Source organism: Bradyrhizobium sp. AUGA SZCCT0160 (assembly GCF_018130105.1).
Lineage (GTDB): Bacteria > Pseudomonadota > Alphaproteobacteria > Rhizobiales > Xanthobacteraceae > Bradyrhizobium.
In genome coordinates this window covers 23,863-48,532 of sequence record NZ_JAFCMD010000024.1, presented here as the reverse complement: position 1 = coordinate 48,532, position 24,670 = coordinate 23,863, and the positions used below count along the sequence as shown (strand labels likewise).

The following is a 24,670-nucleotide window of genomic DNA, read 5'->3' as shown; positions in this document are numbered from 1 at the left end:
TGCGCATGATCTTTTCGGAAAACCGCTTCACACTTTTCCGGATCATGCTTTAGAACGCCAACCAATTGGCCAACGCGCCAACAAGGAGAGCTCCGCAATGACGAAGTTTCGGCACCTGATCTGGATGATGATCGCAACGAGCGGTCTGATCCTTTCAGCCTCGCAGAGCAATGCGCAGCTGCGCCAGCCCGATGTGGGTGACCAGCCGGGACTGATCGCCGACGAGTCCGTCCAGCTCGATCCGCAGTTCAGGAAGACGGCGGTGCTCTACCGCACCAACGAAGCGCCGGGCACCATCATCGTGGTCACGGCCGAGCGCCATCTCTATCTGATCCAGGGCGGCGGCCGCGCGCTGCGCTACGGCATCGGCGTCGGCCGCGAGGGTTTCACGTGGCAGGGACTCGTCAACATCACGCGCAAGGCGGAATGGCCGGACTGGACGCCGCCGCCGGAAATGATTCAACGCCAGCCCTACCTGCCGCGCTTCATGGCCGGCGGCCCGGGTAACCCGCTCGGCGCGCGGGCGATGTATCTCGGCACCACCGTCTACCGCATTCATGGCACCAACCGCCCCGACACCATCGGCACCGCCGTCTCCTCCGGCTGCTTCCGGCTCGTCAACGCCGACGTCGCCGATCTCTATGAGCGCGTCCCGGTCGGCACCAAGGTGATCATCCGGCAGAAGCCCGAACTGTAATTGCAACGGTACCGTCTCTTCCGCAGATCCATTTCCCTGAAATTGGTGAGTTAAAAAATGCTACGTAATTTTCGAGGCGGCCTCCTCATTGGGCTGGCGGTCGCAACTGCGGTCGCGGCTGGCGCAATCACATATGAACGCTATGACACCAAGACCCTGAAGCGGACGCTCAAGCGCGGCGAACTGCTGTGCGGCGTCAACAAGGGCCTGCCCGGCTTCTCGATCCCCGACGACAAGGGAGACTGGACCGGCTTCGACGTCGATTTCTGCCGCGCGGTGGCGGCGGCGATCTTCGACGATCCGAAGAAGGCGAAGTTCATTCCCCTCGACGCCAGCGAGCGCTTCAAGGAGCTGTCGAGCCGCAAGGTCGACATTCTGTCGCGCAATTCCACCTGGAGCATGTCGCGCGAGGTCAACAACGCTCTCTATTTCCCGGCCGTCGCCTATTATGATGGTGAAGGCTTTATGCTGCCGGCCTCGCGCAAGATCGATTCCGCGCTGGACCTGAACAACAGCAAGATCTGCGTGCAGGAAGGCACCACCACGGTGCTCAACGTCGCGGATTATTTCCGCGCCAACAACATGAAATACACGGAGATGAAATTCGCCAAGCTGGAGGATGTCGTCAAAGCCTATAATGAAGGCAAGTGCGACACCCTGACCGCCGACGTCTCCCAGCTCTACGCGCTGCGCATCAACCTCTCCAAGCCGGACGATCACACCATCCTGCCTGACGTCATCTCGAAGGAGCCGCTGGCGCCCGTGGTGCGGCAGCGCGACGACGACTGGATGATGATCGTGAAATGGACGCTGTACGCGATGATCAACGCTGAGGAACTCGGCATCACCTCCAAGAACATCGACGAGGCGCTGAAGTCGAAGAAGCCTGACGTGATGCGGCTGGTCGGCACCGAAGGCGCCTACGGCGAGGACCTCGGCCTCTCCAAGGACTGGGCCGCCCGCATCATCCGCCACGTCGGCAATTACGGCGAGATCTACGACCGCAATGTCGGCGCCGAATCCAAGCTGAAGATCCCGCGCGGACTGAACTCGCTCTGGAGCAACGGCGGCATCCAGTACGCCCCACCGATCCGGTGACGGCCGAAAGCCGGCGAACGTAGCCACACACTCACTGTCGTCACCCGCGAAAGCGGGTGATCCAGTACGCCGGGACGTTTCGGATCAATCACGACTGCCGCCGCGTACTGGGTCGCCCGGTCAAGCCGGGCGATGACACCGCCAATGTCGCGGCAGGCGCAGCTCAATAACTCTTCATCCGCGCCAGCTGATCGGCGTGGTAATTGCTGTCGCCGAACAATTCCTGGCAGACCCGGGCGCGCTTCATGAAGAAGCCGATGTCGAACTGGTCGGTCATGCCCATGCCGCCATGCATCTGCACGCCTTCCTGTACCGCCCGCGTCGCGGTGGTCCCGGCGCGTGCCTTTGCAACCGCAACCGCGGCACTGGCGTTGGCAAAATCGCCGTCCAGCGTCTGCAGCGCCTTCAGCACGGCGGCGCGGGTGATCTCGATATCGATATAGAGTTCGGCGGCGCGGTGCTGCAGCGCCTGGAATTCGCCGATCAGTTTTCCAAATTGCTTGCGCTCTTTCAGATAGGTCACGGTTCGGCCGAACACCTCTTCACTGAGGCCCACCATTTCGGAGGCGACCGCGCCGCGGCCGATATTGAGCACGCCTTCGAGCAATGCCCCGCCCTGATCGACCTCGCCGAGCACGCTGTCGGCGTTGACCTCGACATTGTCGAATTCGATGCGCGCCGCATTGTGCGAATCCACCATCGCGGTGCGTTCCACGGCAAGACCCTTGGACTTGGGATCGACCAGGAACAGCGTCAGCCCGTTGCGCTCGCCGGCGGAGCCAGCGGTGCGCGCCGCGACGATCAGGAGATCGGCGGTGTGGCCGTCGACAACAAAGGCTTTTGCACCACTCAGCTTGAAGCCGTTGCCGGAGCGCACGGCCTGCAGCTTGGTCTGCAGCGGGCGATGCTTGGCGCCCTCGTCGATCGCGAGCGTCGCGAGCAGCGAGCCGTCCGAAATTTTGGGCAGATGCGCGGCCTTTTGCGCGTCGCTGCCGCCGCGCGTCAGTGCGGAGGCCGCAAGTACGGCGGTCGACAGGAACGGTGACGGCATCAGCGTGCGGCCGATTTCCTCCATCACCACGCCGGCCTCGACGGCGCCTAAGGCGCTGCCGCCGAAATTCTCAGGCACCAGCAGGCCCGAAAAGCCCATCTCGGCAAACGCCTTCCAGAGCTCGCGGGAAAATCCCGTAGTGTCTTTGCTGTCGCGCAAGCTGCGCAGATGCGACACCGGCGCCTTGTCGCTGATAAGGCCGCGCGCGCTGTCGCGCAGCATGGATTGTTCTTCGGTGAGGACGAGTGCCATGGAGGAGTTCCGGTCTAAGTGTTTCGAACGAGTATCTTTGAGATCGTCGTTCCGGGGCGGCGCGAAGCGGCGAACCCGGAACCTCGAGATTCCGGGTTCACGCTTCGCGTGCCCCGGAATGACGGCGTCAGTTAGCGTCTCACGCCCCCGGCAGATCGAGGATGCGCTTGGCGACGATGCCGAGCATCACCTCTGACGTACCGCCTTCGATCGAGTTGGCCTTGGTGCGCAGCCAGGCGCGCGGGCGGGCGCCGCCTTTGGAGCGCTCGCTTTCCCATTCCAGCGCGTCGACGCCGCCGGCCGACATCAGGATTTCGTAGCGGCGCTTGTTGAGCTCGGTGCCGTAATATTTCATCGCCGAGGAAAACGCCGGATGCGACTGGCCGGCTTTGGCGAGATCGACCGCGCGTTCCGCCGCCGCCGACAGTGCCGCCTCGTCGATCTCGAAGGTCGAGATCTGGCCGCGCAGCATCGCATCATCCAGCCGGCCCTGCTCGTCGCTGCCGACCGAGTCGGCCGCGACCTGGCCGAGCGGCCGGCCGACGCCGCGCTCGCCCATGCCCGAGATCATCGCGCGCTCGTGCTGCAGCAGATATTTCGCCACATCCCAGCCGCGGTTGACGGTGCCGACCACATGCGATTTCGGCACCCGCACCCCATCGAAGAAGGTTTCGCAGAACGGCGAGTAGCCCGAGATCAGCAAGATCGGTTTTGTAGTGACGCCCTTCGACGTCATGTCGAACAGAATAAAACTGATCCCGTCATGCTTCTTGGCTGACGCGTCCGTACGCACCAGGCAGAAGATCCAGTCGGCGTAGTTGGCATACGACGTCCAGATCTTCTGGCCGGTGATGACGAAATCATCGCCGTCGCTCTCGGCGCGGGTCTGCAGCGAGGCAAGGTCCGATCCGGCGTTCGGTTCGGAGTAGCCTTGGCACCAACGGATCAGGCCCGCAGCAATCTTCGGCAAGTGCTCCTTCTTCTGCGCCTCGTTGCCGTATTTCAGCAGCGCCGGCCCGAGCATCCAGATACCAAAACTCGACAGCGGCGAACGCGCGCCCATCGCCGCCATTTCCTCGCGCAGCACCTTGTGCTCGGCGCGATCGAGCCCTCCGCCGCCATATTCCTTTGGCCAGTCGGGCACGGTCCAGCCCTTGTCGCGCATCCGTTCGAACCAGACGCGCTGCGGCTCGGAAGAGAATTTGGCGTTGCGGCCGCCCCAGTACGTGTCGCCTTCGGACGTCATGGGCTTGCGCATTTCTGGCGGGCAATTGGCCTCGAGCCAGGCGCGGGTTTCACGGCGGAATTGATCAGGATCGGACATGGTGCGTTTCCATATGGGGCGAGTTGAAACGACCTTAGTCGCCGCATCGCGGAATTCAACATCTCTCTGCGCCGCACCATGCGCGGACTGCCGTAGTCACGCGCCGGGATCGGGTGTATCGCAGGGGCGGCAACGATTGAAAAACAAGAGGAAACCGACATGCGGCTGAAGTTGCTTTCGCCTGGCGAAATGAGCCCCGACCAAAAGGAGACCTACGACGAGTCGATTGCCGGCAAGCGCGGCGCGCCGCCGGCGCCGATGATGGCCTGGCTCAACAGCCCGCAGATGGCCAAGCATGCTACGCGGCTCGGCGAGCAACTCCGTTTCAACACGATCTTTCCGGCAAAGCTTTCCGAGATCGCGATCCTCGTCACCGCGCGGCACTGGACCTCGCATTACGAATGGTACGCGCATAAGCGCCTGGCGCTGAAAGGCGGCATGGACCCCAAGATCATCGACGACATCCGCGACCGCCGCACGCCCACCTTCGACGACCCCAAGGGCCAGATGATCTACGACGTCGCCAAGTCATTGCATGAGGGGCACGACGTCTCCAAGCCGTTGTATGACGCGGCGGTGGAATTGCTAACGGTGCGCGGCGTGACAGAGGTCATCGGCCTGTGCGGCTATTACACGATGGTGTCGATGACGCTGAATACGTTTGAGTTCGGACTGCCGGATGGAGAAGTTTCGGACTTGGCATAAGATTTGGAAACGCATGGTTTCTGAATTGCCAGTACCCGTCTCCCGGATTCTCCCTACTTTAAAATCTCGGCAAGGCAAATGGAGGCATCGACATGCCCGACAACACGCCTATCATATCAGGCACACGGATCGGGCATGTTCACCTGAAAGTCGCCGATCTCGAACGCGCGCTGGGGTTTTACTGCGGCGTGCTCGGCTTTGAGATCATGCAGCGGATGGGCTCGGCTGCGGCGTTCATTTCGGCTGGTGGCTATCATCATCACATCGGGCTCAACACCTGGGAAAGCAAAGGTGGCCATCCGCCGCCGCCGGGCACCACCGGGCTGTTCCACACCGCGATCCTCTACCCCACGCGCCCGGCGCTGGCGGACGCGCTGCATCGCGTGATGCAGGCCGGCATTGCGCTCGACGGCGCCAGCGACCACGGCGTCAGCGAGGCGCTCTATCTGCGCGAACCTGATGAGAACGGCGTCGAACTGTACCGCGACCGGCCCAAGGAAGAATGGCCGCGCGCCGCCGACGGTTCGCTGTCGATGTTCACGAAGCGGCTGGATCTCGAGGATCTGTTGCGGGCGCGGGAGGCGTAGTCGTGTCTCACCGTCATTGCGAGCGAAGCGAAGCAATCCATCGCTCCGCCCGCGGCGCTATGGATTGCTTCGTCGCTACGCTCCTCGCAATGACGCCGTCTTCCCACGAATCATGATCAGCACGGCGGCAATCAACTCGAGGCCAATGCAGCCGTAGAACGGCAGCGCATAGCTGCCCGACATGTCGCGCAGCAGGCCGACCACGCCGGGCCCGAAGGCATAAGTGATCTGGTTGATCGCGGTGATCAGGCTGACCAGCACGCCGAACGAGCGCGGATCGAATTCGCGCTGCACGATCAGCGCCGGCAGCGTGATCAGATTGCCGACCGAAAATCCGAACAGCGCGCAGGCCGCCATCAGCGCGTAGTCATTGTGCACGTTGATGACGATCCCTAGCGCCACGGCCTGGCTGACGAACGAGAGCGCGGACGCCAGCCGCTGGTTCATCTGGTCGATCACGAACGAAAACAGCACGCGGCCGACCACCGCCATGGCGGTCAATAGCGCGACCGCGATGGCGGCGCGCTCGCGCCCGATCACCGAATCCAGAAACGCGATCAGATGCACGATGAAGCCGACCTGCGCGAACAGCACCAGCGCGAAGGCCGACGATACCGTCAGAAATCCGATATCGCGAAATGCCCGCGCGCGAATCTGGATCGGCGACGGCGCGTCCGCGGCGATCACCGCGCCCCCGTTTGCGCTCGCATGGTCCGGCGGCCGCCCGACGTAAAGCAAAATGACCGGTACCATCAGCGCGACCATCACGACCGCAGCGGCAATCATCGCGCCCGGGAAACCGAAATAGCCGATCGCCAGTACCAGCAGCGGCACGCCGGCGATACCGCCGAAGCTGGCGCCGTTCAGCGCCAGGCTGATCGCCATGCCGCGCTTCCTGTCGAACCAGAGGCCCAGCGTGTTGGTGATCATGCCGAGGCTGGTGCCGGCCCAGCCGAAGGCGAGAAAAGCGTTGGCGAGATAGAGCTGCCAGGGTTCACGCACCTGGCCGATGGTAACAGCGGCAATGGCCATCGTGCCGATGCCGGCGATCATGCAGTTCCGGGGACCGAACGCCCTGATCGCCTCGCTGACGAAGGCCACCAGCGCCGCGCCGGACAGATAGAAGAACGTCGTGCCGAGCGAAATCAGCGACGCCGGCCAGCCGTGCAGCCGCTGCAACTCGGCGACATAGACGCTCTGGCCGTAAAAGCCGAGCCCCCAGCCGAAGGTCGCGAGCAGGAAACAGACGAGCACAATCCGCCAGCCGTCATAGCGGAGCGAGGTTTCGTCGATAGCGGTGTGAATGGGGCCTTTTAGCATTCTTGTTCTTTGTTCTTGCACCGTCACGCCCGGCCTTGTGCCGGGCATCCACGTCTTTCTTGCTAGCGGCCACGAAGCACGTGGATGGCCGGGTCATCTAGCGCGAAGACGCGCTTCGCGCTTCTGCCCGGCCATGACAACAACTAATAGCAGAATCACAAGAGCAATAATTCGACCGCCGCCGAAATGTCAGCAGTTGTCATCAGGCCTTCTTCGGCGGCTCATAGAAGAACCGCTCGCGAAAGATCCGGTCGCCGCGCCATTCCTGCATCGCGACTTCGTCGATCCGCATCGCCGCGCCGGACGGATAGGTGAAATCGAAGATCCAGTGGATCGCGACACGATCGCCCTCGAGGACCGAGGAAACGCAGGTCGTGACAACGCTCGACACCCGCTCCAGCGTCGCGCGCTCCTGCCCCACCAGCACGTCGCGGCCGACGCGCGGCGGCGCTGAGTTCTCCTGCATGGTGGCGTCTTCGGTGTAATAGCGCTCGATCGCGCCGGCATGGTCGCCGGAAACGACGACGGCGATGAATTCGTCAAGACGCGCGCGTGAGGGCATGAGGCCTCCAGAATGTGACTGCTATCAGATAGTGGGGCCGGCAAGTTCGTCAACTTCCCGCAGCTTCGCCCGCCGCCGCGCGAATGATGCGAGCGACAGCACCGCGAGCCCGAGCAGCACCGGCGGGAACACCACCATGTTGACCATCGACCAGCCGTAATGCGCCAGCAACTGGCCTGACGAGAACGAGCCGATCGCCATCACCCCGAACACCAGGAAATCGTTGAAGGCCTGCACCTTGTTGCGCTCCTGCGGCCGGTGCGTCTCCAGCACCAGTGCGGACGCGCCGATAAATGCAAAGTTCCAGCCGACGCCGAGCACGATCAGGCAGGCCCAGAAATGCATCGCCGATATCCCGGACAATCCGATCAACGCGGCGGCGGCCTCCAGTGACAGGCCGAGCGCGACGATACGCGGCGCGCCGAAGCGTGCGATCAGCGAGCCCGTGAAGAAGCTCGGCCCATACATCGCCACGATGTGCCACTGGATACCAAAATTGGAATCGCTGACGGTGAGCCCGCACATCTTCATCGCGAGCGGCGCTGATGTCATCACCAGATTCATCATGGGATAGGCAATCACGCCGCACAGTGCCGCCGCAATGAATCGCGGCTGCCGCGCGATCTCGAACAGCGGCCGGCCGCCATGCATGTCCGCCGCCGCAGGTTTTGGCGCATCGACGCCGGACAAAACCGCCATCGCGACCAAAGCGACGAAAGCCTGCATCAGAAAGCTGAAGGCGAACAGATAAGGCGGCCAGATATCCATGGTCCATTGCACGAGCTGCGGACCGAGCACGCCGGCGAACACGCCGCCCGCCATCACCCACGACACCGCCTTCGGGCGGAACGCGACGCTGGCGCCGTCGGCGGCGGCAAAGCGATAGGATTGCGACACCGCGCCGTAGAGTCCGCCAAAGAAGGTCGCGCAACAGAACAGCCAGAACGCGCCCTGCAGGATCGCGAGCGCGCCGATCAGACCGGTGAGCACGCCGCAGCCGGTGCCGATGATGAAGGCGATGCGGCGGCCGTAAGCGCGCGAAATCATACCGGTCGGCAGCGTGCCGGCGGCAAGGCCCAGCACATACATCGAGAGCGGCACGGTCGCGAACGAGATGTCGGGCGCCAGCGTCGCGCCGACGATCGAACCGGTGGCGAAGATCACCGCCGAGTTGGCGCCGGTCAGCGCCTGCGCCGCGGCGAGCCGCAGCACATTGGCGCGCGCCCGCGCGTCATCGACGATCTCTGCGGTGGCAGTGGCATCCAGCATCGGCATTCCCGCCCGGCAGGCCCCGGCGGGAGCCGCAATTCATTGGCTTGTCTGATTTGCGGTACTATGGAGACGTGCAGACGTGCGATCAACCGACGCAAACGGGCGCGCGCTATGCGCTGGGCTCACCCTTCATTGATCGCTCGAACACCAGAATCAAATTATTCGCCGGCATCGGTACGGTTTCGATCAATGCAAGCCCGACGCCTTCAGCCAATCGGCTGACATCTTCAATATCGCGCACGCCCCATTCGGCGTCGCGGTCGCGCAGGCTGGTGTCGAAGACGGCATTGCTGAGCGCGGTGTGCTTGCCGTCGCGCTTGAAGGGACCATAGAGAAACAGCTGGCCGTCGTTGCGCAAGTAACGCGCCGCGCCGGCGAACAATCCTTCCGCGACGCGCCAGGGCGCGATGTGAATCACATTGGCGCAGAACACCGCCAGCAATTCGGAAGGCCCGCTGCCGTCCTGCATCGCAGGCGACCATGCGGGATCACTGAGATCAATCCGCATCGCAGGACGGATGTTCGGCAGGCCCGCATGCGCGCGCCACGCCGCAATACTGTTCAGGTGCGCCTCGTTGAAATCGCTCGGCCACCAGGTGATGTCGGGCGTATGGCGGGCGAAATGCACCACATGCTGGCCGGTGCCGCTGCCGGCCTCCAGCACGTCGCCGGACTTGCCGGCGAGGAATTTCTGCAGCACCGCCCAGATCGGCGCATGGTTGCGATGGAATGCGGCCGCGTCCAGCCGGCCGTCGGCCTCAATCGGACGGCCATCCTTGCCAAACTCCACCACAAACTCAGCCACCGCAAAATCTCACTTCAAGTCTCCGCAATAGATTTCCTTCAAGAGCTGCAGGACGCGCAGGGCGCGCTGGTCGACGACGCGGTAATGCAGCGTCTGCGAGGCACGCCGGAATTCGACCAGGCCGTCGGCACGCAATTTTGCCAGATGCTGCGACAGCGCCGACTGACTGAGCTTGGCGACGCCGACGAGTTCACCGACCGTCATCTCGCCGCGCACCGCGAGAAAGCAGAGAACCAGCAGCCTCTTTTCGTGACCGAGCAATTTGAGCAATTGCGCGGCCTCACCGGCCTGTTTCGCCAGCTTCTTCAGGGACGCCTCGTCCTCGGCGCCGTTACCGATGGGCATCTTGTTGGTTGTTGCCGCTTCTGCTCTCATCGCCTTTATCCGGATCGAAATCAGCGCCGACAAGGCGCGGTGTACCAGTTTATCGCGCCCATGGTTATTTAGCATTGACTAAATTAGTGAACGACGATAAACCCGCGAAAAAGCAACAAAAGATGCGGCCAAGTGGCGGCAAGGGGAATGAAACGTGCGGCCTGATCTCTGGCGCAGCATATCTCTACTGTCGAGCACGGGCGCGCACACGCGGCTCGGCCGGCGCTCCCTGCTCGGCCTCGGCGCCGCGCTGACCGGCGGCTTGGCGCTCGGTCCAAAACAGGGAAATGCAGAGCCCTCGCCGGCTTCCCCGCCGGCGGACGCGCCTTGGTCGCAATCGATCGGGCCCGGCGTGGTCGACCGTCCCTATGGCCGGCCCGCCGACACCGAGGCCGGCGTCATCAGGCGCAACGTGCCCTGGCTCACCGCCGGCACCGAATCCTCGATCAGCTTTTCGCCGCTGCAGGACCTGCACGGCATCATCACGCCGAACGGCCTGTTTTTCGAGCGCTATCACGCCGGCCGGCCGGACGTCGATCCTGAGCAGCACAAGCTCATGATCCACGGCCTGGTCGAGCGCCCGCTGCTGCTCTCGATGAAGGACATCGTCCGTTTCCCGCAGGTTACGCGGATCCATTTCATCGAATGCCCGGCCAATGGCGGCATGGAGTGGCGCGCCGCGCAGTTGAACTCGCTGCAGTTCAATCACGGCATGATCTCCTGCGCGGAATGGACCGGGGTGCGGCTGTCGACCCTGCTGGAAGAGGTCGGCATCAAGAAGGAAGCCAAGTGGGTCATGGTCGAGGGCGCCGACGGCGCGCACATGAACCGCAGCCTGCCGCTCGACAAATGCCTCGACGATTGCCTCGTGGTGTACGCGCAGAACGGCGAGGCGCTGCGGCCCGAACAGGGTTATCCGCTGCGGCTGGTGGTGCCGGGCTGGGAAGGCAATGTCAGCATCAAATGGCTGCGCCGGATCAAGCTCGGCGACAAACCCTGGCATTCGCGCGAAGAGACCTCGAAATATACCGACCTGATGCCGGACGGCACCTCGCGCGGCTTCACCTGGCTGATCGACGCCAAATCCGTCATCACCTTCCCCTGCCCCGAAAAGCCGCTCTCGGGTCCCGGCCTCTATGAGATCAGGGGATTGGCGTGGACCGGCAACGGCAAGGTCAAGCGCGTCGACGTCTCGACCGACGGCGGCATCAATTGGCAGAGCGCGCGGCTGCATGAGCCGGTGCTGTCGAAGGCGCTGACGAAATTCACCATCCCCTGGCGCTGGGACGGCGCGCCGGCGCTGCTGGAATCCCGCGTCATCGACGAAACCGGCTATGTGCAGCCGACCATCGCGCAGCTGCGCAAGCAGCGCGGAACCAATTCGGTCTACCACAACAATTCGATCCAGACCTGGCAGGTGAAGGGCGACGGGAGCGTGTTCGATGTCCAGCTCGGTTAAGCACCTCGCGCTGCTTTGCGCCGGCATGGTCATCGCGGCCGGCACCTTCGCTTACGGCGCCGAGCCCGGATATTACGGCTATGGCGAGCGGGCGACGCCCGAGCAGATCGCCGGCTGGGATATCGATGCGCGCGGCGAGGATGGTGTGGGCCTGCCCGCGGGCCGCGGCGGCGTGATCAGGGGCGCGGAGGTCTATGCCGAGCAATGCGCGGCCTGTCATGGAACTTTCGGCGAAGGCGAGGGCCGGTTTCCCAAGCTCGTCGGGGGCGCCGGGACGCTCAGGGACGACCGGCCGGAGCTGACGATTGGCAGCTACTGGCCGTTTGCGCCGACCCTGTGGGACTACATTAACCGCGCCATGCCGATGGCCGCACCGCACACATTGTCAGCCGATGACGTTTATGCTTTGACCGCCTATATTCTGAACCTGAACGACCTCGTTCCCAGTGAATTTGTCGCCGACCGGGAAAGCTTGCCGAAAGTCAAAATGCCCAATCGCGACAATTTTCTCTGGACCGATCCGAGGCCCGATACGGCAGCGAAACCGTGCATGAGCGCGTGCGTTGACCCTGCCAGCGTCAAAATCGTGTCCACGGCGGAAGGCAAGAACCTGACGCCACGTACGACGGGGCCACTCGACACGATGCAGGCAAGGTAGGATCGGCAAGCAAAGTAGAATTGGCAAGCTGAACAGGAATTACGGGAAACGTCCTTGAGCAACACACCTCTAAACAAGCTCGGCCTGATCGCGGCGACGGTGCTGGCGCTATCGATCGGCGCAGCCGTGAGCCCCGCTGCTGCCCAGTCCGCGGCGGCGGAAGGCCAGAAACTGGCGTTCGACCGCAGCAAGGGCAATTGCCTGACCTGCCACGCCATCAAAGGCGGCCAGTATCCCGGTACGATCGGGCCGGAACTGGTCGACATCAAGAGCAAGTACCCCAACCGCGACGAACTCATCGCCATTATCTACGACGAAACCAAGCGCAATCCGCTGACAGTGATGCCTCCGTTCGGACGAAACCGGATTTTGACCGACAAGGAAATCAGCGCGGTCGTGGATTTCCTGCAAACATTGTGACGACGCGCCTTTCAGGAGAACTTTCGGATGACACGTACTGACAATGGATTTTCCGCCACGCGGCGCCTGGTCCTGCAAGGCGCGGGCGCGGTGGCGCTGGTCGGCCTTGGCAATCTTCCTTTTGGCCTCACGCAGGCGTTCGCCGCCAACGACAAATATCCGGAAGAGGCGTTCAAGCAGAAGACCGAAGCCGACGCGATCAAATCGCTCTATGGCAGGACGGCAGAAGCTTCCGACAAGGTAAAGATGGACGCGCCCGAGATCGCCGAGAACGGCGCGGTGGTGCCGGTATCGGTTTCGACGACGCTGGCCGACGTGACCTCGATCTCGTTCCTGGTGGCTGAAAACCCGGTCGCCCTGGTGGCCTCCTACAAGATTCCGGCCGGCACGATGCCGAACGTTGCCAACCGCATCAAGATGGCGAAGACCAGCAACGTGATCGTCGTCGTCGAAGCCGGCGGCAAGCTCTACAGCGCCACCAAGGAAGTCAAAGTCACCGTCGGCGGCTGCGGCGGCTAAGACACAGATAATCGAAGGATCGAAAAAATGGCATCGACCATTCGCGTGCGCGCCACCTCGTCAGGCGAAACCACCGAAGTGCAGGCGTTGATCCAGCATCCGATGGATTCCGGCTTCATCAAGGATTCCAAGGGCGAGCTCATTCCGCCGCATTTCATCCAGCAATTGACCTTCGAATATAACGGCAAGCCGGTATTCGTTGCCGATTGGGGCGGCGGCGTCTCCAAGGACCCCTACGTCAAGTTCGCCTTCAAGGGCGGCAAGAAGGGCGACGAGCTGAAAGTGAGCTGGGTCGACAACAAGGGCGCCACCGACACCACCACGGCGAAGATTCAATGAATCTGCGAGCCAGGATACAGTTCGCTGCGGCGGCCTTCGCGCTGGCCCTGCTGGCGTTCGCCGCGCCGCCTGCGGTCTCCGCCGACAAGGTCGACCCGGTCGCCGACGAGAAAGCATTCAAAAAATTCTTCTACGACAAATTCCCCAAGCTGAAGCCGGAAGATTTCGTCAACGGTCCCTATTCGATGGACGCGGACCTGTACAAGCAATGGCAGGACAAGGAACAGTTCCCGCCCTACGAGTTCTCGCTCGAACTGGGCAAGGAGATGTTTTCCAAGCCGTTCAAGAACGGCAAGACCTATGGCGACTGCTTCCCGAATAAAGGCATCGGCATCCGCCAGGACTATCCCACCTTCGACGAGAAAGAAGGCAAGGTCATCACGCTGGAGCTAGCACTGAACCGTTGCCGCGAAGCCAATGGCGAGCCGGCGTTCTCCTATGTACGCGACGAGATGGCGGCGCTGACCGCCTACATGGCCTTCACCTCGCGCGGCAAGCCGTTCAACATCAAGGTTCCGAACGACCCGCGCGCGCTGGCGGCCTATGAAAACGGCAAGGAATATTTCTACACGCGGCGCGGCCAGCTCAATTTCTCCTGCGCCACCTGCCATGTGCAGAGCCCGGGCGAGCGGGTCCGCACCGAAGTGCTGGCGCCGGCGCTCGGCATTGTCAACGCGATGCCGATTTATCGCTCCGAATGGAACGGCATGGGCACCACCAGCCGGCGCTTCACCACCTGCAACAGCCAGATCCGCGGCGTGCCGCTGACGCCGCAGGACGATGAATACCGCAACGTCGAATACTACCTGTCCTATGTCAGCAACGGGCTGCCGATATCAGGTCCGGGAGCGCGGCCATGAGGATCACGACACTCACCTCGATCGCCGCGGTGCTGCTGCTAGGTGCGACATCGGCGCTGGCCGCGGGCGAGGACGACTACAAGGCCGCCTACGCCGCCGCGGAAGCTGCCAACAAGCAGGCGGCTTCCTTGCGCAACCAATGGACCACGACGGCGTCAACGCTGGCGGTGGCCAAGAAGTTCGCCGACGGCGGCGATTTCGACAAGGCCACGGCGTCAGCCAAAGAAGCGGAAGCGCTGGCGAAAGCTTCGATCTTCCAGGCGACCAGCGAAAAAGAACGCTGGAGAGATTTGGAAATTCGTTGAGAGCGTTTTGCGACGCGCGGAGATTAGTATGCCGATCCGCCGCCGGGATTTTCTGACGCTAGCAGGCGCGGCTACCCTCGCAGGCAGCCTGCCTCGCCTCGCGCACAGCGCCGACAGCGTCTACGACCTCGAGCGCTTCGGCAATGCGCGCATCCTGCACATCACGGACACCCATGCGCAGCTCAAGCCGGTGTTTTTCCGCGAGCCCAGTGTCAATCTCGGCATCGGCTCGATGCAGGGCAATCCGCCGCACCTGGTCGGCAAAGCTTTTCTCGACCGCTTCGGCATCCGGCCCGACAGCGCCGATGCCTATGCCTTTACCTGCATTGAATTCGAAAAAGGCGCGCAACGGTTCGGCAAGCTCGGCGGCTTCGCACACCTGAAGACGCTGGTCGACCGCCTGCGCGGCGATGTCGGCGCCGGCCGCTCGCTGCTGCTCGACGGCGGCGATCTCTGGCAGGGCACCGGTCTTGCCAACGTCATGCAGGGCGCCGACATGGTCGACGCCTCGAACCTGCTCGGCATCGACGCGATGACCGGCCACTGGGAATTCACCTATGGCGAGAAAACGCTGCGCAGCAACCTCGAGCGCTTCAAGGGCGAGTTCCTGGCGCAGAACGTTTTCCTGACCGAGGAAGCCGCCTTCAACGACGCCAAGGCGTTCGATCCGGCATCGGGCCGCGTGTTCAAACCGGCCACGATCAAGGAGATCGGTGGCCGCCGGGTCGCCGTGATCGGACAGGCGTTTCCTTACGTGCCGATCGCGCACCCCAAGCGCTTCACGCCGGACTGGAAATTCGGCATCCGCGACGAAGAACTGCAGAAGCTGGTCGATGGCTTGCGCAACAACGACAAGGTCGATGCGGTCATTTTGCTGTCGCATAACGGCATGGACGTCGATCTCAAGCTCGCCAGCCGCGTCACCGGCATCGACGTCATTCTGGGTGGCCACACCCACGACGCGGTGCCGCAGCCGATTGCGGTGACCAATCCGGGCGGCGTCACGCTGGTGACCAATGCCGGCTCGAACGGCAAGTTCCTGGCCGTGCTCGATCTCGACATCGGCAAGGGCAAGGTCGCGAACGTGCGCTACCGGCTGCTGCCGGTGTTCTCCGAACTGCTGAAGCCGGATCCGGCGATGCAGGGGCTGATCGACAAGACCCGCGCGCCGCATGCGGGCGACTGGGTCGACAAGATCGCTTCGGCCGATCGCCTGCTCTACCGCCGCGGCAATTTCAGCGGCAGCATGGATCAGTTGATCTGCGACGCGCTGCGCAGCGAACTCGACACCGAAATCGCGCTGTCGCCGGGCTTCCGCTGGGGCACCACGACACTGGCGGGCCAGCCGCTGACCATGGAAGACGTGCTGGCGCAAACCGCGGTCACCTATCCCGAAACCTACGTCGCGACCATGACCGGCGCCCAGATCAAGGACGTGCTCGAGGACGTCTGCGACAACCTCTTCAACACCGATCCCTACTACCAGCAAGGCGGCGACATGGTCCGCCTTGGTGGCCTTTCCTATGCCTGCACGCCGGCGGAAGGCGTCGGCAAGCGGATCTCCGAACTGACGCTCGACAATGGCAACCCGCTGCAAGCCGCCAAGAGCTACAAGGTGGCGGGATGGGCTTCGGTCAACGAACAGACCGGCACGCCGGTGTGGGACGTGGTGGCGAAGCATCTGAAGTCAGGCAAGCCGCCCAACCGATCGGCCCCGGTCGTGACGCTGAAGGGCGTCGAAGGCAATCCGGGCATTTCGAAACAGGCATGACAGGCCTTACCACCACCCTGCGCATCATGACCGCGGCGCTGTTGATCGCAGCGACCGCACCGGCCGTGCGCGCCCAACAGGCGCCGCTGCAGGACAAGCCGTTTGCCGAGCACAAGATCGTGCTGCAGCTTTCGGACAATGACCCGCGCAAGCAGGGTCTCGTGCTCAGCGTCGCCAGCAATCTGATGAAGCACTACGACCCCGACAAGGTCGCGATCGAAATCGTCGCGTTCGGCCCGGGCATCGAACTGCTGCGCCCGGAAAATCCCAACCGCAAGATGGTCGAGAGTTTGGTCGCCCAGGGCGCGCGGTTCGATATCTGCCTCAACACCGTCGACACGCTCGAACGCGAAAGCGGCAAACGGCCGGAGTTCATCGCGGCGGCGACACCGGTTCAGGTCGGCGTCGCGCAGATTCTGTTCCTGACCGAGAACGGATATACGCTGGTGAGACCGTGATCGAGCCTTTGATCAGCAAGATTACCCCGAAAAAGCCACGTCGGAGAGACGAAAGCCGTTTGAGAGGCGCGACGAAATAGAATAATATCCTCCGCGAGAAGTAGAGAACGCGGCAGCGATCATGATCTTTCGTCAGCTCTTCGACAGCGTTTCGGGCACCTACAGCTATTTGCTGGCCAGCCGCGCCGGCGGCGAGGCGCTGATCCTCGATCCCGTGCTGGAAAAGGCCGACCGTTATTGCCAGCTGCTGCGCGAACTCGACCTGCGGCTGGTCAAGGCGGTCGACACCCATCTGCACGCCGACCACGTCACGGGCCTCGGCGAGCTGCGCGACCGCACCCAGTGCATCACCATCATGGGCGAACAGAGCAAAGCCGACGTGGTGTCGATGCGCGTCTCCGACGGCGACAAGGTGATGATCGAAGGCTTGAGCCTGGATGTCATGTACACGCCCGGCCACACCGATGATTCCTACAGCTATTTGATGGGCGACCGCGTCTTCACCGGCGACACGCTGCTTATTCGCGGCACCGGCCGTACCGATTTCCAGAACGGCAGCGCGCGGGCGCAATATGACTCGATCTTCAACCGGCTGCTGAAGCTGCCTGACGAGACCATGGTCTTCCCCGCCCACGACTACAAGGGCGACACGGTTTCCACCATTGGCGAGGAGAAGCGGTACAATCCGCGCCTGCAGGTGCGCGGCATCGACGAGTATGTCGAGCTGATGAACAATCTCAATCTGCCGAATCCAAAACTGATGGACGTGGTGCTGCCGGCCAACATGCATGTCGGCCTGCACCAGGACGATCTCGCCAAACAGGGCCTCGCATTGTCAGCGCGCGCCGCGATCGACAGTATCGGCAAACCCGACATCCTGCTGGTCGATCTGCGAGAGGCCAGCGAGCGCGCCAAGCACGGCACGCTCTCGGGCGCGCTGCATGCGCCCTACCCCGGCATCGCCGAAAGCTTAGCGCCGGGCGGCATGCTGCGCGAAGTCGCGGCCGCGACGGGACGCCGCGTGGTGTTCTTCTGCGCGTTCGGCGAGCGCTCCGCGATGGCGGTCACCGCCGCCAAGAACGCCGGCCTTGCCAACACCGCCCATATCGAAGGCGGCATCGACGCCTGGAAGAAAGCCGGCGGCCCGGTGGTGATGGGGTGAATACTCACGGAACGTAGGGTGGGTAAAGGCGCGCTTGCGCCGTGCCCACCATCTATCCAATCATTGCACCTGAATGGTGGTGGGCACGCTTCGCTTAGCCCACCCTACGATTCGCCGCGACTGTCACCGCCCCACCCGTTTCAATTCCGCCGTCAGCACATCCAGCGCTTCCGCCAGCATCACGCCGCCGCATTCGGTCAGCCGTTCCGGAATCACGATGCGCTTTTCCGGCGGATAGAACCGCGCGAGCGCCGGATGCAGCAGAAAGGCCTGGCCGTCGTCGCGCGCGAAATCGCCGGCCTGCGACACCAAGAGCAAATCCGGTTTCTGGCTCACGATCGCCTCGAGCGAGGCGAAGCCGCCGAAATTGAAGCCGAGATCGCCGGCCGTGTTGAACAGCCCGGTCTCGGCCAGCAGCGAGCCGACAAAGCTGTCGCTGCCCGCGACCCAGCCGCGCCGCGACAGCGGCAGCACCCGATAGTGTTTTGCGGCGACAGCCTGGCGCGCCCGTGCGAGCGCGGCATCGAGCAACGCGATCTGCGCCGCCGCGCGATCGGGGTGACCGACGATATCACCGAACTCGCGAATCTGGTCCTTCACCTCGGGCAAGGTTCGCGGCACCGGAAGTTCGGCAAGACGCAACCCGTGCGCTTTGAGCAATTCCCGCGTCGAACGCTTGTCGTACAGATTGGCGACGACGATGTCGGGCTTCAGCACCATCACGTCTTCCGCACCGCCCGACAGTTTTGGATAGCGAGCGACGTCACCGGCCACCCAGGCATCGCGAGAATACCGCGAAAGCCCGAGGATCTGTTCGGGATCGGCCAGCGACAGCAGCAATTGATCGCTGCAGACGTTCATCGACACGATGCGCGGCAATTGAGCGGCCAGCGTCGCACCAGGCATCGCCAGCGCCGCAACCGCCAGCAGCACGGCAAGCCGGCGGCGCATCACAGATCCGCCCACGGCACGATTACGGCCTCGCACTGGTATTCGGCGCGGTAGGCGCTGATCCGGAACACGTCGGCTATCACCTGCTCCGACAGCGCTTCCACCGGCGCGCCCTGCGACACCAGCCGGCCCTCCTTCAGAACCAGCACATGATCGGCGAATCGTGCGGCGAGGCCAAGGTCGTGCGTCACCACGATGACCAGCACGCCCTTGTCGGCGGTGGCGCGCAGGTTCTTCATCACGTCGATCTGGTGCCGCGGATCGAGCGAGGCGGTCGGCTCGTCGGCGAGGATGACCGGCGCTTCCACCGCGAGCACGCGCGCCAGCGCGACGCGGCTGCGCTCGCCGCCGGACAGTTCGGTGACGCGGCGCTCGCTGAACTCCACCACATCGACCGCCTGCATCGCACGCAATACTGCGTCAGTATCCCTTGGCGACAGCCGCGCCGGATCGGTCGCGCCGTGCGGATAGCGGCCGAGCGCCACGATGTCGCGCGCCGGCAGCGGCCAGTGCACGATGTGGCCCTGTGGCAGATAGGCAAATCGCTTGGCGCGTTCGCGCAGCGACAGACCGGCCAGTACGTCGCCGCCGATGTGGATGTCACCGCGGGACGGCAGCAGCCCCGACAGCGCCCGCAACAGCGTGGTTTTGCCGGCGCCGTTCGGCCCGACCAGGGCGACCAGATGACCCGCGCTCAGCGACAGCGTGACATCGCTGAGCACATGGCGGCCAGCCAGCGTCACGTTCACGCCTTGCGCCGTGAGAAGCGCGGCTTCGCTCATGCGACACCTCCCCCGAGCGCGCGGCGTTCGCGCGCGATCAGATAGAGGAAGAACGGCACGCCGATGATCGAGGTCAGCACGCCGACCTTGATGTCGCTGGTCGAGGGAATGATCCGCACCGCGATGTCGGCGGCGAGCAGCAGCGCCGAGCCTGCCAGCGCACTCGGCACCAAGAGCCGCGCCGGATCATGGCCGATCAGGGGCCGCATCAGGTGCGGCGCGACGAGGCCGATGAAGCCGATGGTGCCGGTGACCGCTACCGCGCCGCCGACCCCGAGCGCCACGCCGGTGATCACGATCAGCCGCAGGCGCCCGACATCGACGCCGAGGCTCTGCGCAGTTTCCTCGCCAAGGCTGAGCGCGCGAAAGGAATGGCGCTGGCTGAACAGGATGATGCCGCCGGCGATGATGAACGGCAGCGCCAGCATCACGTGCTGAAAACTGCGATCCTCCAGCGATCCGAGCAGCCAGAACGCGATCTCCAGCACCACGAACGGATTGCTGGAGAGGTTCATCACCAGCGCGGTAGCGGCGCCCGCCAGACTCGAAATCGCAAGACCGGCCAGGATCAGGATCAGCAGCCCGGCATTGCGGCCTGCAATCGTCAGCAGCACGAACACCGAACCGAACGCCGCCATGATCGCCACGACAGGCAGCGCATAGGAGCGCACATCGGCCCACCCCAGCGCGATCACCAGCACCGCGCCGAAGGCGGCCGATTGCGGCGCACCGAACAGCGAGGGCGAGGCCAGCGGATTGCGCAGCAGGCCCTGCAGCGACGCGCCCGACATTCCGAGGATGGCGCCGATCGCCAGCGCCAGAATGGTCCGCGGCAGGCGGATTTCCCGCACGATCACCTGCGCCACGTCGCTGCCGCCGCCGAGGAGGGCTTCGATCACCGCCAGCGGCGACAGCCGCACCGGCCCGATGCCGAGCGAGATCAGCACCAGCAGCGCGACAAGGCCGGCAAGCGCAGCCGTCACGCCAATCCGGCGCCGCGCGGCCTCCTCGTTTGCAGCAGTGATGGTCTCAACACTCATCGATCGTCCCCGAACGGTCAGCCCGTACCGCACAACGCGTTCGAACGGTACTGCTCATGCGACATAAAAGACGCACTCGTCCAGTGAGGATCGCAGGCGAGGCCTGATGGGATTGACTCTATCTTTGACAAACTTCTACCATAATTTTCGACGGTTCCCGTTTTGGGGATCAAAAGGGAATGCGGTGCGGGGACAGTCCCCCAATTCCGCGGCTGCCCCCGCAACTGTAAGCGGTGAATCTTTCGTCCTACGCCACTGGGATTCTCGGTCCTGGGAAGGCGACGAAAGGTAACGACCCGCAAGCCAGGAGACCTGCCGTCAGCCGTGGTCACACGCGAAGATGTCGGTCGGGGAGTACAGGCATTAGTTTCATCAGAGCTGTTTGCAGCACGATGGTGGGACTTGGTTCGCTGTGACGTGCCACTGACGTCATACCGAGGCCTGAACCATGTCTTCCACCACCACTGCCGCCAAGCGGTGCCGCCGTCTTTTGCTGGCGTCCAGCTTTCTGGCGCCGATCATGGCGCTCACCCATTCCGGCGCGCAGGCCCAGACCGCCACAGCCGATCAACTGCCGGCGATCGAGGTCAACCCGCCCGGCGACCAGAACCGGACCCGCGCCAAGCCCGCTTCCGATCAGGGCTCGGGCACGCGCCGCGTCGTTGCGCCGAACCCGAGGCCGTCAAGCAATCGAAACCCTGCGCCGGGGACCGGCTCCAACGTCGTCGCGTCGCAAGGCGATGGCCAGGGCGGCGGCGGAGCGCCCGTCCGGCAATTCGCCGGTATCGTCGGCACATCGGCGACCGTCATCACGGCTGAAGAAATCGCGCATTCACCCGCGCAGACCTTGCAGGAAATCATCGCGCAAACACCGGGCGTGCAACTGACCAGCCTGTTTGGCGGCGTCAACGGCGCGAAGACCAGCGTCGATCTGCGCGGATTCGGTGCGTTTGCGACCTCCAATACCCTGGTGCTGATCAACGGCCGAAGGCTCAACGACATCGACATGGCCGGCGTCGATTTTTCGACCATTCCGCGCGATTCGATCGAGCGCATCGAAATCACCCGCGGCAACAGCGGCGCGGTGCTGTACGGCGATAATGCCGTCGGCGGCGTCATCAACATCGTGCTTAAAAACGGTGTCGGCGGCCCGCCGGTCGCGATCCGCGGCGAAGCCGGCGTCGGGTCCTTCAATCAGCGCATGGCCTCGGTCTCGGCCGCGACCAATTTCGGTCCGTGGTCGACGTCGTTCTATGGCAACGCCATCAAGTCCGACGGCTACCGCGTCAACAACGCGCTCGATCAGCGCAACGGGGTCGGCAACCTCAACTACTCCACGCCCGGCCTCACCGCCTTCGTAACCGTGACCGGCGACGATCAGAAGCTCGGCTTACCCGGCGGCCGGCTGGTCGATCCATCCATTGGTCTCAACGAGCTCGTCACCAACCGCCGCGGCACCAGCACGCCGCTCGACTACGGCAACCAGCAGGGCGCCAGCGCCACCGCCGGCTTCACCAAGACCCTGTGGAACGGCGTCGATCTCATCATCGATGGCGGTGTGCGGGACAAGAAACAGCAGGCCGCGTTCTTCAATCCCTTCGCCAACAGTTACGTCGACAGCCATCTGCAGACATGGTCCCTGACGCCTCGATTGAGCGTCAAGAACGTAATGTTCGGGCTACCCTCGTCGATCCTGACGGGCATCGATTATTACGATGCGACGTTCCACCAGGAGCGGCCGGAATTTCAGGGCACACCGCCGATCCATACTTACGATCTGTCGCAGAGAACGATTGCCGGCTATTGGCAGCAAACCCTTGGGCTGTTGCCGACAACGGATTTCTCGTACGGCGCGCGAATCCAAAACGCCAGCCTGAGTGCGCGGGACCGTCTTAACGATCCGCCGAATTGCGCCCTGTTTTTTACCTGCGGCGCCCAGAACCTTCCGCTGGATAGCAGCGAAGTCCAGCACGCGCTGCATGTCGGCCTCGAACATCGCTTCAACAATATCGTCTCGGTATTCGGCCGGGCCGCCCGCGCGTTCCGCACGCCGAATGTCGACGAGAGATTGTCCTCCGGACCTTCCTTCGATCCTGTCTTCTTCACCCCAATTCCCGGCACCTTCCAGTTGAAAACCCAGACCTCGCACGACGTCGAGGGCGGCTTCCGCATCAAGTCGGGCGGGTTCCAGATGCAATCGAGCATCTACAACATGGACCTCGAAAACGAGATCCATTTCAACCCGGCACTGTTCTTTAACGTCAACCTCGATCCGACCCGCCGTTACGGCTCGGAAACCAGCGCCTCGCTTCGTGTCAGCGACAGCGTGCTGCTGCGCGGCGGCGTGGCTTACACCCGTGCGGTATTCCGTGAAGGGCAGTTCGCCGGCAATGACGTTCCGCTGGTGTCCCGCTACACCGCCAGTGGCGGCGTAACCTGGAATATCTGGCAGAATTATCTGGTTGCGGACGCCACGGTGCGCGGCTGGAGCGAGCGCTACATGGACAACGACCAGAAGAATACCCAGCGCCGCATCCCGGCCGATGCCACCATCGACTTCAAGCTGAGCGGGGCATATCAGCACTTCTTCTGGTCGGTGAGCGTCAACAACGTGCTCAACGCGCTATACTACGATTATGCGATCGCAAGCACGTTCACCGACGGCCGCTTCAGCGCCTATCCGCTGCCGGGCCGGACCTACATGGTGAAGGCCGGCGCGACGTTCTGAGCCCGGACGCCGGTCCGGGGCCCGCTCCGGACCGGCTTGTCCTGACCTGACAAGCCAGTATTCTCTTTGGCCCCGAGGGTTAAGGGAATGCTGGTTGATGCCTGATGTTTCCGCCGTCGCGGCGATCGATCTGTTGCAGCGGGAAATCGCCGATCCCGACACGCAATGGAGTCTCGGCACGTTCGGCGCCATCGCCGAATTCGCCCGCGATCGCGACGAGCCGGTGCGGCTGACGCAATCGATCGAGGCCGTTGCAGCCGTGACGCCGCGCGGCGGCATTGCGCTTAATCCCAACGGCAACAGCCGGCCGTTCGCCTCCGAGAGCATCACCAAGTCGGGCTGGAGCCATCGGATCGCGCTGTGCCTGCCGTCAGGCGATTGCGCGATGAACGGCCGCACCACGCTGACGGAAATCGGCGCCGATCAAGAGGCGCTGCGGCCGGAGGACCGCGAATCCTTCCTGTTCGATCTCGGCCTCGGTGCGCTGCAGGCGGATTTCTGCGTGCGCGTCGGCGATCCCAATCTCGCCGCGCGGCTGCGCCAACTCTGCGGCCGCGCCATCTTCGAACACGACAATCCCGCGATGGGGATGATCCTTGGCGCTAACCCGCATCGCGTCTTCATCAGCCGGCTCGGCCGCATCGAGGTCTATCAGCCGATCCCGCCGCCCTCGGGCACGAGCCCGGACGGGCCGCACACCCATGTGCTGCCAAGACTGCTGAAAAGCGGCCGGACCCATGCCGCCACCGAGCCGGTTCCCGAGGGCTGGATCCCCTGCGCGCACATCTATCCGCCGCATCCGTTGCGTGACGGAATGGGCGAGGCCCGGCCATTCGACCAGGCACATCACCAGCGTTTTCAACGGGTCCTGGCGGCGTGCGGCGATCCCGAAACGCTCGCGATCAAGCAGCGCGTCGTCGATGCGGTGCTGGCGGGGGAACCGCCGATGGCGATCGCCGGCGACCGTCACGGCCGCGCCGGCATTCGCATTGCGCTGCGCCAGGTCAAGGCCAAAGGTCAGGCGTCAACGACATTGGCGGCCTGGCTGGCCGCTTTCGACCAGAGCGGTCCTGAAGACGGCGATGATCCCGCCGCTCTTCACCATGAGGGCTGAATCAACCCGATAACGGGGCTTTTTCGGCCCAAATTCGCGCCCCCAGCGGCGCAATC

Annotated in this window: 26 protein-coding genes and 1 riboswitch; of the genes, 16 read left to right on the top strand and 10 right to left on the bottom strand. The window is 63.6% G+C overall.

Annotation, left to right across the window (positions count from 1 at the left end; all coding sequences use genetic code 11):
- The first annotated feature begins 97 nt into the window (after positions 1 to 97).
- Both JQ558_RS30040 and JQ558_RS30035 read left to right on the top strand, forming a co-directional pair.
- Complete coding sequence (locus JQ558_RS30040) at positions 98 to 697, top strand: L,D-transpeptidase (protein ID WP_212208891.1); 600 nt, start codon at positions 98 to 100, stop codon at positions 695 to 697.
- Positions 698 to 754: 57 nt separating this feature from the next.
- Positions 755 to 1,795, top strand: a complete 1,041-nt coding sequence (locus JQ558_RS30035) for an amino acid ABC transporter substrate-binding protein (protein ID WP_212274165.1) — start codon at positions 755 to 757, stop codon at positions 1,793 to 1,795.
- A gap of 163 nt (positions 1,796 to 1,958) precedes the next feature.
- Here the strand turns inward: JQ558_RS30035 and JQ558_RS30030 are convergent, their stop codons facing one another.
- A complete protein-coding gene (locus JQ558_RS30030) occupies positions 1,959 to 3,098 on the bottom strand; it encodes an acyl-CoA dehydrogenase family protein (RefSeq protein WP_212296032.1) in 1,140 nt (379 codons plus the stop codon).
- A gap of 139 nt (positions 3,099 to 3,237) precedes the next feature.
- Positions 3,238 to 4,422, bottom strand: coding sequence for an acyl-CoA dehydrogenase family protein (locus JQ558_RS30025; protein WP_212208894.1), 1,185 nt, complete (start codon positions 4,420 to 4,422; stop codon positions 3,238 to 3,240).
- A 159-nt stretch (positions 4,423 to 4,581) separates the two neighbouring features.
- Here JQ558_RS30025 and JQ558_RS30020 point away from each other — a divergent pair, with 159 nt between their 5' ends.
- Positions 4,582 to 5,127 (top strand): carboxymuconolactone decarboxylase family protein, encoded by a 546-nt coding sequence (locus tag JQ558_RS30020; protein ID WP_212296031.1) that lies wholly within the window; start codon positions 4,582 to 4,584, stop codon positions 5,125 to 5,127.
- A gap of 92 nt (positions 5,128 to 5,219) precedes the next feature.
- A complete protein-coding gene (locus JQ558_RS30015) occupies positions 5,220 to 5,714 on the top strand; it encodes a VOC family protein (protein ID WP_212296030.1) in 495 nt (164 codons plus the stop codon).
- A gap of 75 nt (positions 5,715 to 5,789) precedes the next feature.
- Here the strand turns inward: JQ558_RS30015 and JQ558_RS30010 are convergent, their stop codons facing one another.
- From JQ558_RS30010 to JQ558_RS29990, 5 genes are all read right to left on the bottom strand, one after another.
- Entirely contained in the window at positions 5,790 to 7,034 is a 1,245-nt protein-coding gene (locus JQ558_RS30010) for an MFS transporter (RefSeq protein WP_212296029.1), read from the bottom strand.
- Positions 7,035 to 7,236: 202 nt separating this feature from the next.
- Entirely contained in the window at positions 7,237 to 7,596 is a 360-nt protein-coding gene (locus tag JQ558_RS30005) for a nuclear transport factor 2 family protein (protein ID WP_212208898.1), read from the bottom strand.
- A gap of 24 nt (positions 7,597 to 7,620) precedes the next feature.
- Positions 7,621 to 8,865 carry an MFS transporter gene (locus tag JQ558_RS30000; RefSeq protein WP_212296028.1) on the bottom strand — a complete coding sequence of 415 codons (1,245 nt, stop codon included), beginning with the start codon at positions 8,863 to 8,865 and terminating at the stop codon, positions 7,621 to 7,623.
- A gap of 112 nt (positions 8,866 to 8,977) precedes the next feature.
- Positions 8,978 to 9,673 carry a DUF938 domain-containing protein gene (locus JQ558_RS29995; RefSeq protein WP_212208900.1) on the bottom strand — a complete coding sequence of 232 codons (696 nt, stop codon included), beginning with the start codon at positions 9,671 to 9,673 and terminating at the stop codon, positions 8,978 to 8,980.
- A 9-nt stretch (positions 9,674 to 9,682) separates the two neighbouring features.
- Entirely contained in the window at positions 9,683 to 10,018 is a 336-nt protein-coding gene (locus JQ558_RS29990; RefSeq protein ID WP_212033593.1) for a helix-turn-helix transcriptional regulator, read from the bottom strand.
- 208 nt (positions 10,019 to 10,226) lie between these two features.
- Between JQ558_RS29990 and soxC the strand changes: the two genes are divergently transcribed.
- From soxC to JQ558_RS29940, 10 genes are all read left to right on the top strand, one after another.
- Positions 10,227 to 11,507: a sulfite dehydrogenase gene (gene soxC / locus JQ558_RS29985; RefSeq protein WP_409410606.1), complete on the top strand. Its 1,281-nt coding sequence runs from the start codon at positions 10,227 to 10,229 to the stop codon at positions 11,505 to 11,507.
- Positions 11,491 to 12,165, top strand: a complete 675-nt coding sequence (locus tag JQ558_RS29980) for a cytochrome c (RefSeq protein WP_212296027.1) — start codon at positions 11,491 to 11,493, stop codon at positions 12,163 to 12,165. Before soxC ends, JQ558_RS29980 begins: the two co-directional genes overlap by 17 nt.
- A gap of 126 nt (positions 12,166 to 12,291) precedes the next feature.
- Positions 12,292 to 12,585, top strand: a complete 294-nt coding sequence (gene soxX / locus JQ558_RS29975) for a sulfur oxidation c-type cytochrome SoxX (RefSeq protein ID WP_212296074.1) — start codon at positions 12,292 to 12,294, stop codon at positions 12,583 to 12,585.
- Between the two features lie 27 nt (positions 12,586 to 12,612).
- Positions 12,613 to 13,104, top strand: coding sequence for a thiosulfate oxidation carrier protein SoxY (gene soxY, locus JQ558_RS29970; protein WP_212208902.1), 492 nt, complete (start codon positions 12,613 to 12,615; stop codon positions 13,102 to 13,104).
- Positions 13,105 to 13,131: 27 nt separating this feature from the next.
- Complete coding sequence (gene soxZ, locus JQ558_RS29965; protein WP_212001821.1) at positions 13,132 to 13,443, top strand: thiosulfate oxidation carrier complex protein SoxZ; 312 nt, start codon at positions 13,132 to 13,134, stop codon at positions 13,441 to 13,443.
- Positions 13,440 to 14,303, top strand: a complete 864-nt coding sequence (gene soxA, locus JQ558_RS29960) for a sulfur oxidation c-type cytochrome SoxA (RefSeq protein ID WP_212208903.1) — start codon at positions 13,440 to 13,442, stop codon at positions 14,301 to 14,303. The genes soxZ and soxA overlap by 4 nt, the downstream gene beginning before the upstream one ends.
- Positions 14,300 to 14,608 (top strand): hypothetical protein, encoded by a 309-nt coding sequence (locus tag JQ558_RS29955; protein WP_212274157.1) that lies wholly within the window; start codon positions 14,300 to 14,302, stop codon positions 14,606 to 14,608. The genes soxA and JQ558_RS29955 overlap by 4 nt, the downstream gene beginning before the upstream one ends.
- A gap of 28 nt (positions 14,609 to 14,636) precedes the next feature.
- On the top strand, positions 14,637 to 16,379 hold the full coding sequence (soxB, locus tag JQ558_RS29950; RefSeq protein WP_212296026.1) for a thiosulfohydrolase SoxB: 1,743 nt from the start codon (positions 14,637 to 14,639) through the stop codon (positions 16,377 to 16,379).
- Complete coding sequence (locus tag JQ558_RS29945) at positions 16,376 to 16,837, top strand: hypothetical protein (protein ID WP_212296025.1); 462 nt, start codon at positions 16,376 to 16,378, stop codon at positions 16,835 to 16,837. The genes soxB and JQ558_RS29945 overlap by 4 nt, the downstream gene beginning before the upstream one ends.
- A 121-nt stretch (positions 16,838 to 16,958) precedes the next feature.
- Positions 16,959 to 17,999, top strand: a complete 1,041-nt coding sequence (locus JQ558_RS29940; RefSeq protein WP_192735547.1) for an MBL fold metallo-hydrolase — start codon at positions 16,959 to 16,961, stop codon at positions 17,997 to 17,999.
- Positions 18,000 to 18,122: 123 nt separating this feature from the next.
- Here the strand turns inward: JQ558_RS29940 and JQ558_RS29935 are convergent, their stop codons facing one another.
- Genes JQ558_RS29935 through JQ558_RS29925 form a run of 3 tightly spaced genes read right to left on the bottom strand, consistent with a single transcriptional unit; the run spans position 18,123 to position 20,772 of the window.
- Positions 18,123 to 18,950: an ABC transporter substrate-binding protein gene (locus JQ558_RS29935; RefSeq protein ID WP_212208906.1), complete on the bottom strand. Its 828-nt coding sequence runs from the start codon at positions 18,948 to 18,950 to the stop codon at positions 18,123 to 18,125.
- Positions 18,950 to 19,732, bottom strand: coding sequence for an ABC transporter ATP-binding protein (locus tag JQ558_RS29930; RefSeq protein ID WP_212296024.1), 783 nt, complete (start codon positions 19,730 to 19,732; stop codon positions 18,950 to 18,952). Before JQ558_RS29930 ends, JQ558_RS29935 begins: the two co-directional genes overlap by 1 nt.
- Positions 19,729 to 20,772: an iron ABC transporter permease gene (locus tag JQ558_RS29925; RefSeq protein WP_212208908.1), complete on the bottom strand. Its 1,044-nt coding sequence runs from the start codon at positions 20,770 to 20,772 to the stop codon at positions 19,729 to 19,731. Before JQ558_RS29925 ends, JQ558_RS29930 begins: the two co-directional genes overlap by 4 nt.
- A 134-nt stretch (positions 20,773 to 20,906) precedes the next feature.
- A riboswitch (cobalamin riboswitch) is annotated at positions 20,907 to 21,107 on the top strand.
- Positions 21,108 to 21,220: 113 nt separating this feature from the next.
- On the opposite strand from JQ558_RS29925, the gene JQ558_RS29920 reads away from it, so the two are divergent.
- The gene (locus JQ558_RS29920; RefSeq protein ID WP_212296023.1) at positions 21,221 to 23,500 is read left to right on the top strand and encodes a TonB-dependent receptor; all 2,280 of its coding nucleotides are present in this window, start codon (positions 21,221 to 21,223) and stop codon (positions 23,498 to 23,500) included.
- A 97-nt stretch (positions 23,501 to 23,597) separates the two neighbouring features.
- Entirely contained in the window at positions 23,598 to 24,614 is a 1,017-nt protein-coding gene (locus JQ558_RS29915; protein WP_212296022.1) for a DUF6925 family protein, read from the top strand.
- The last annotated feature ends 56 nt before the right edge of the window (positions 24,615 to 24,670 follow it).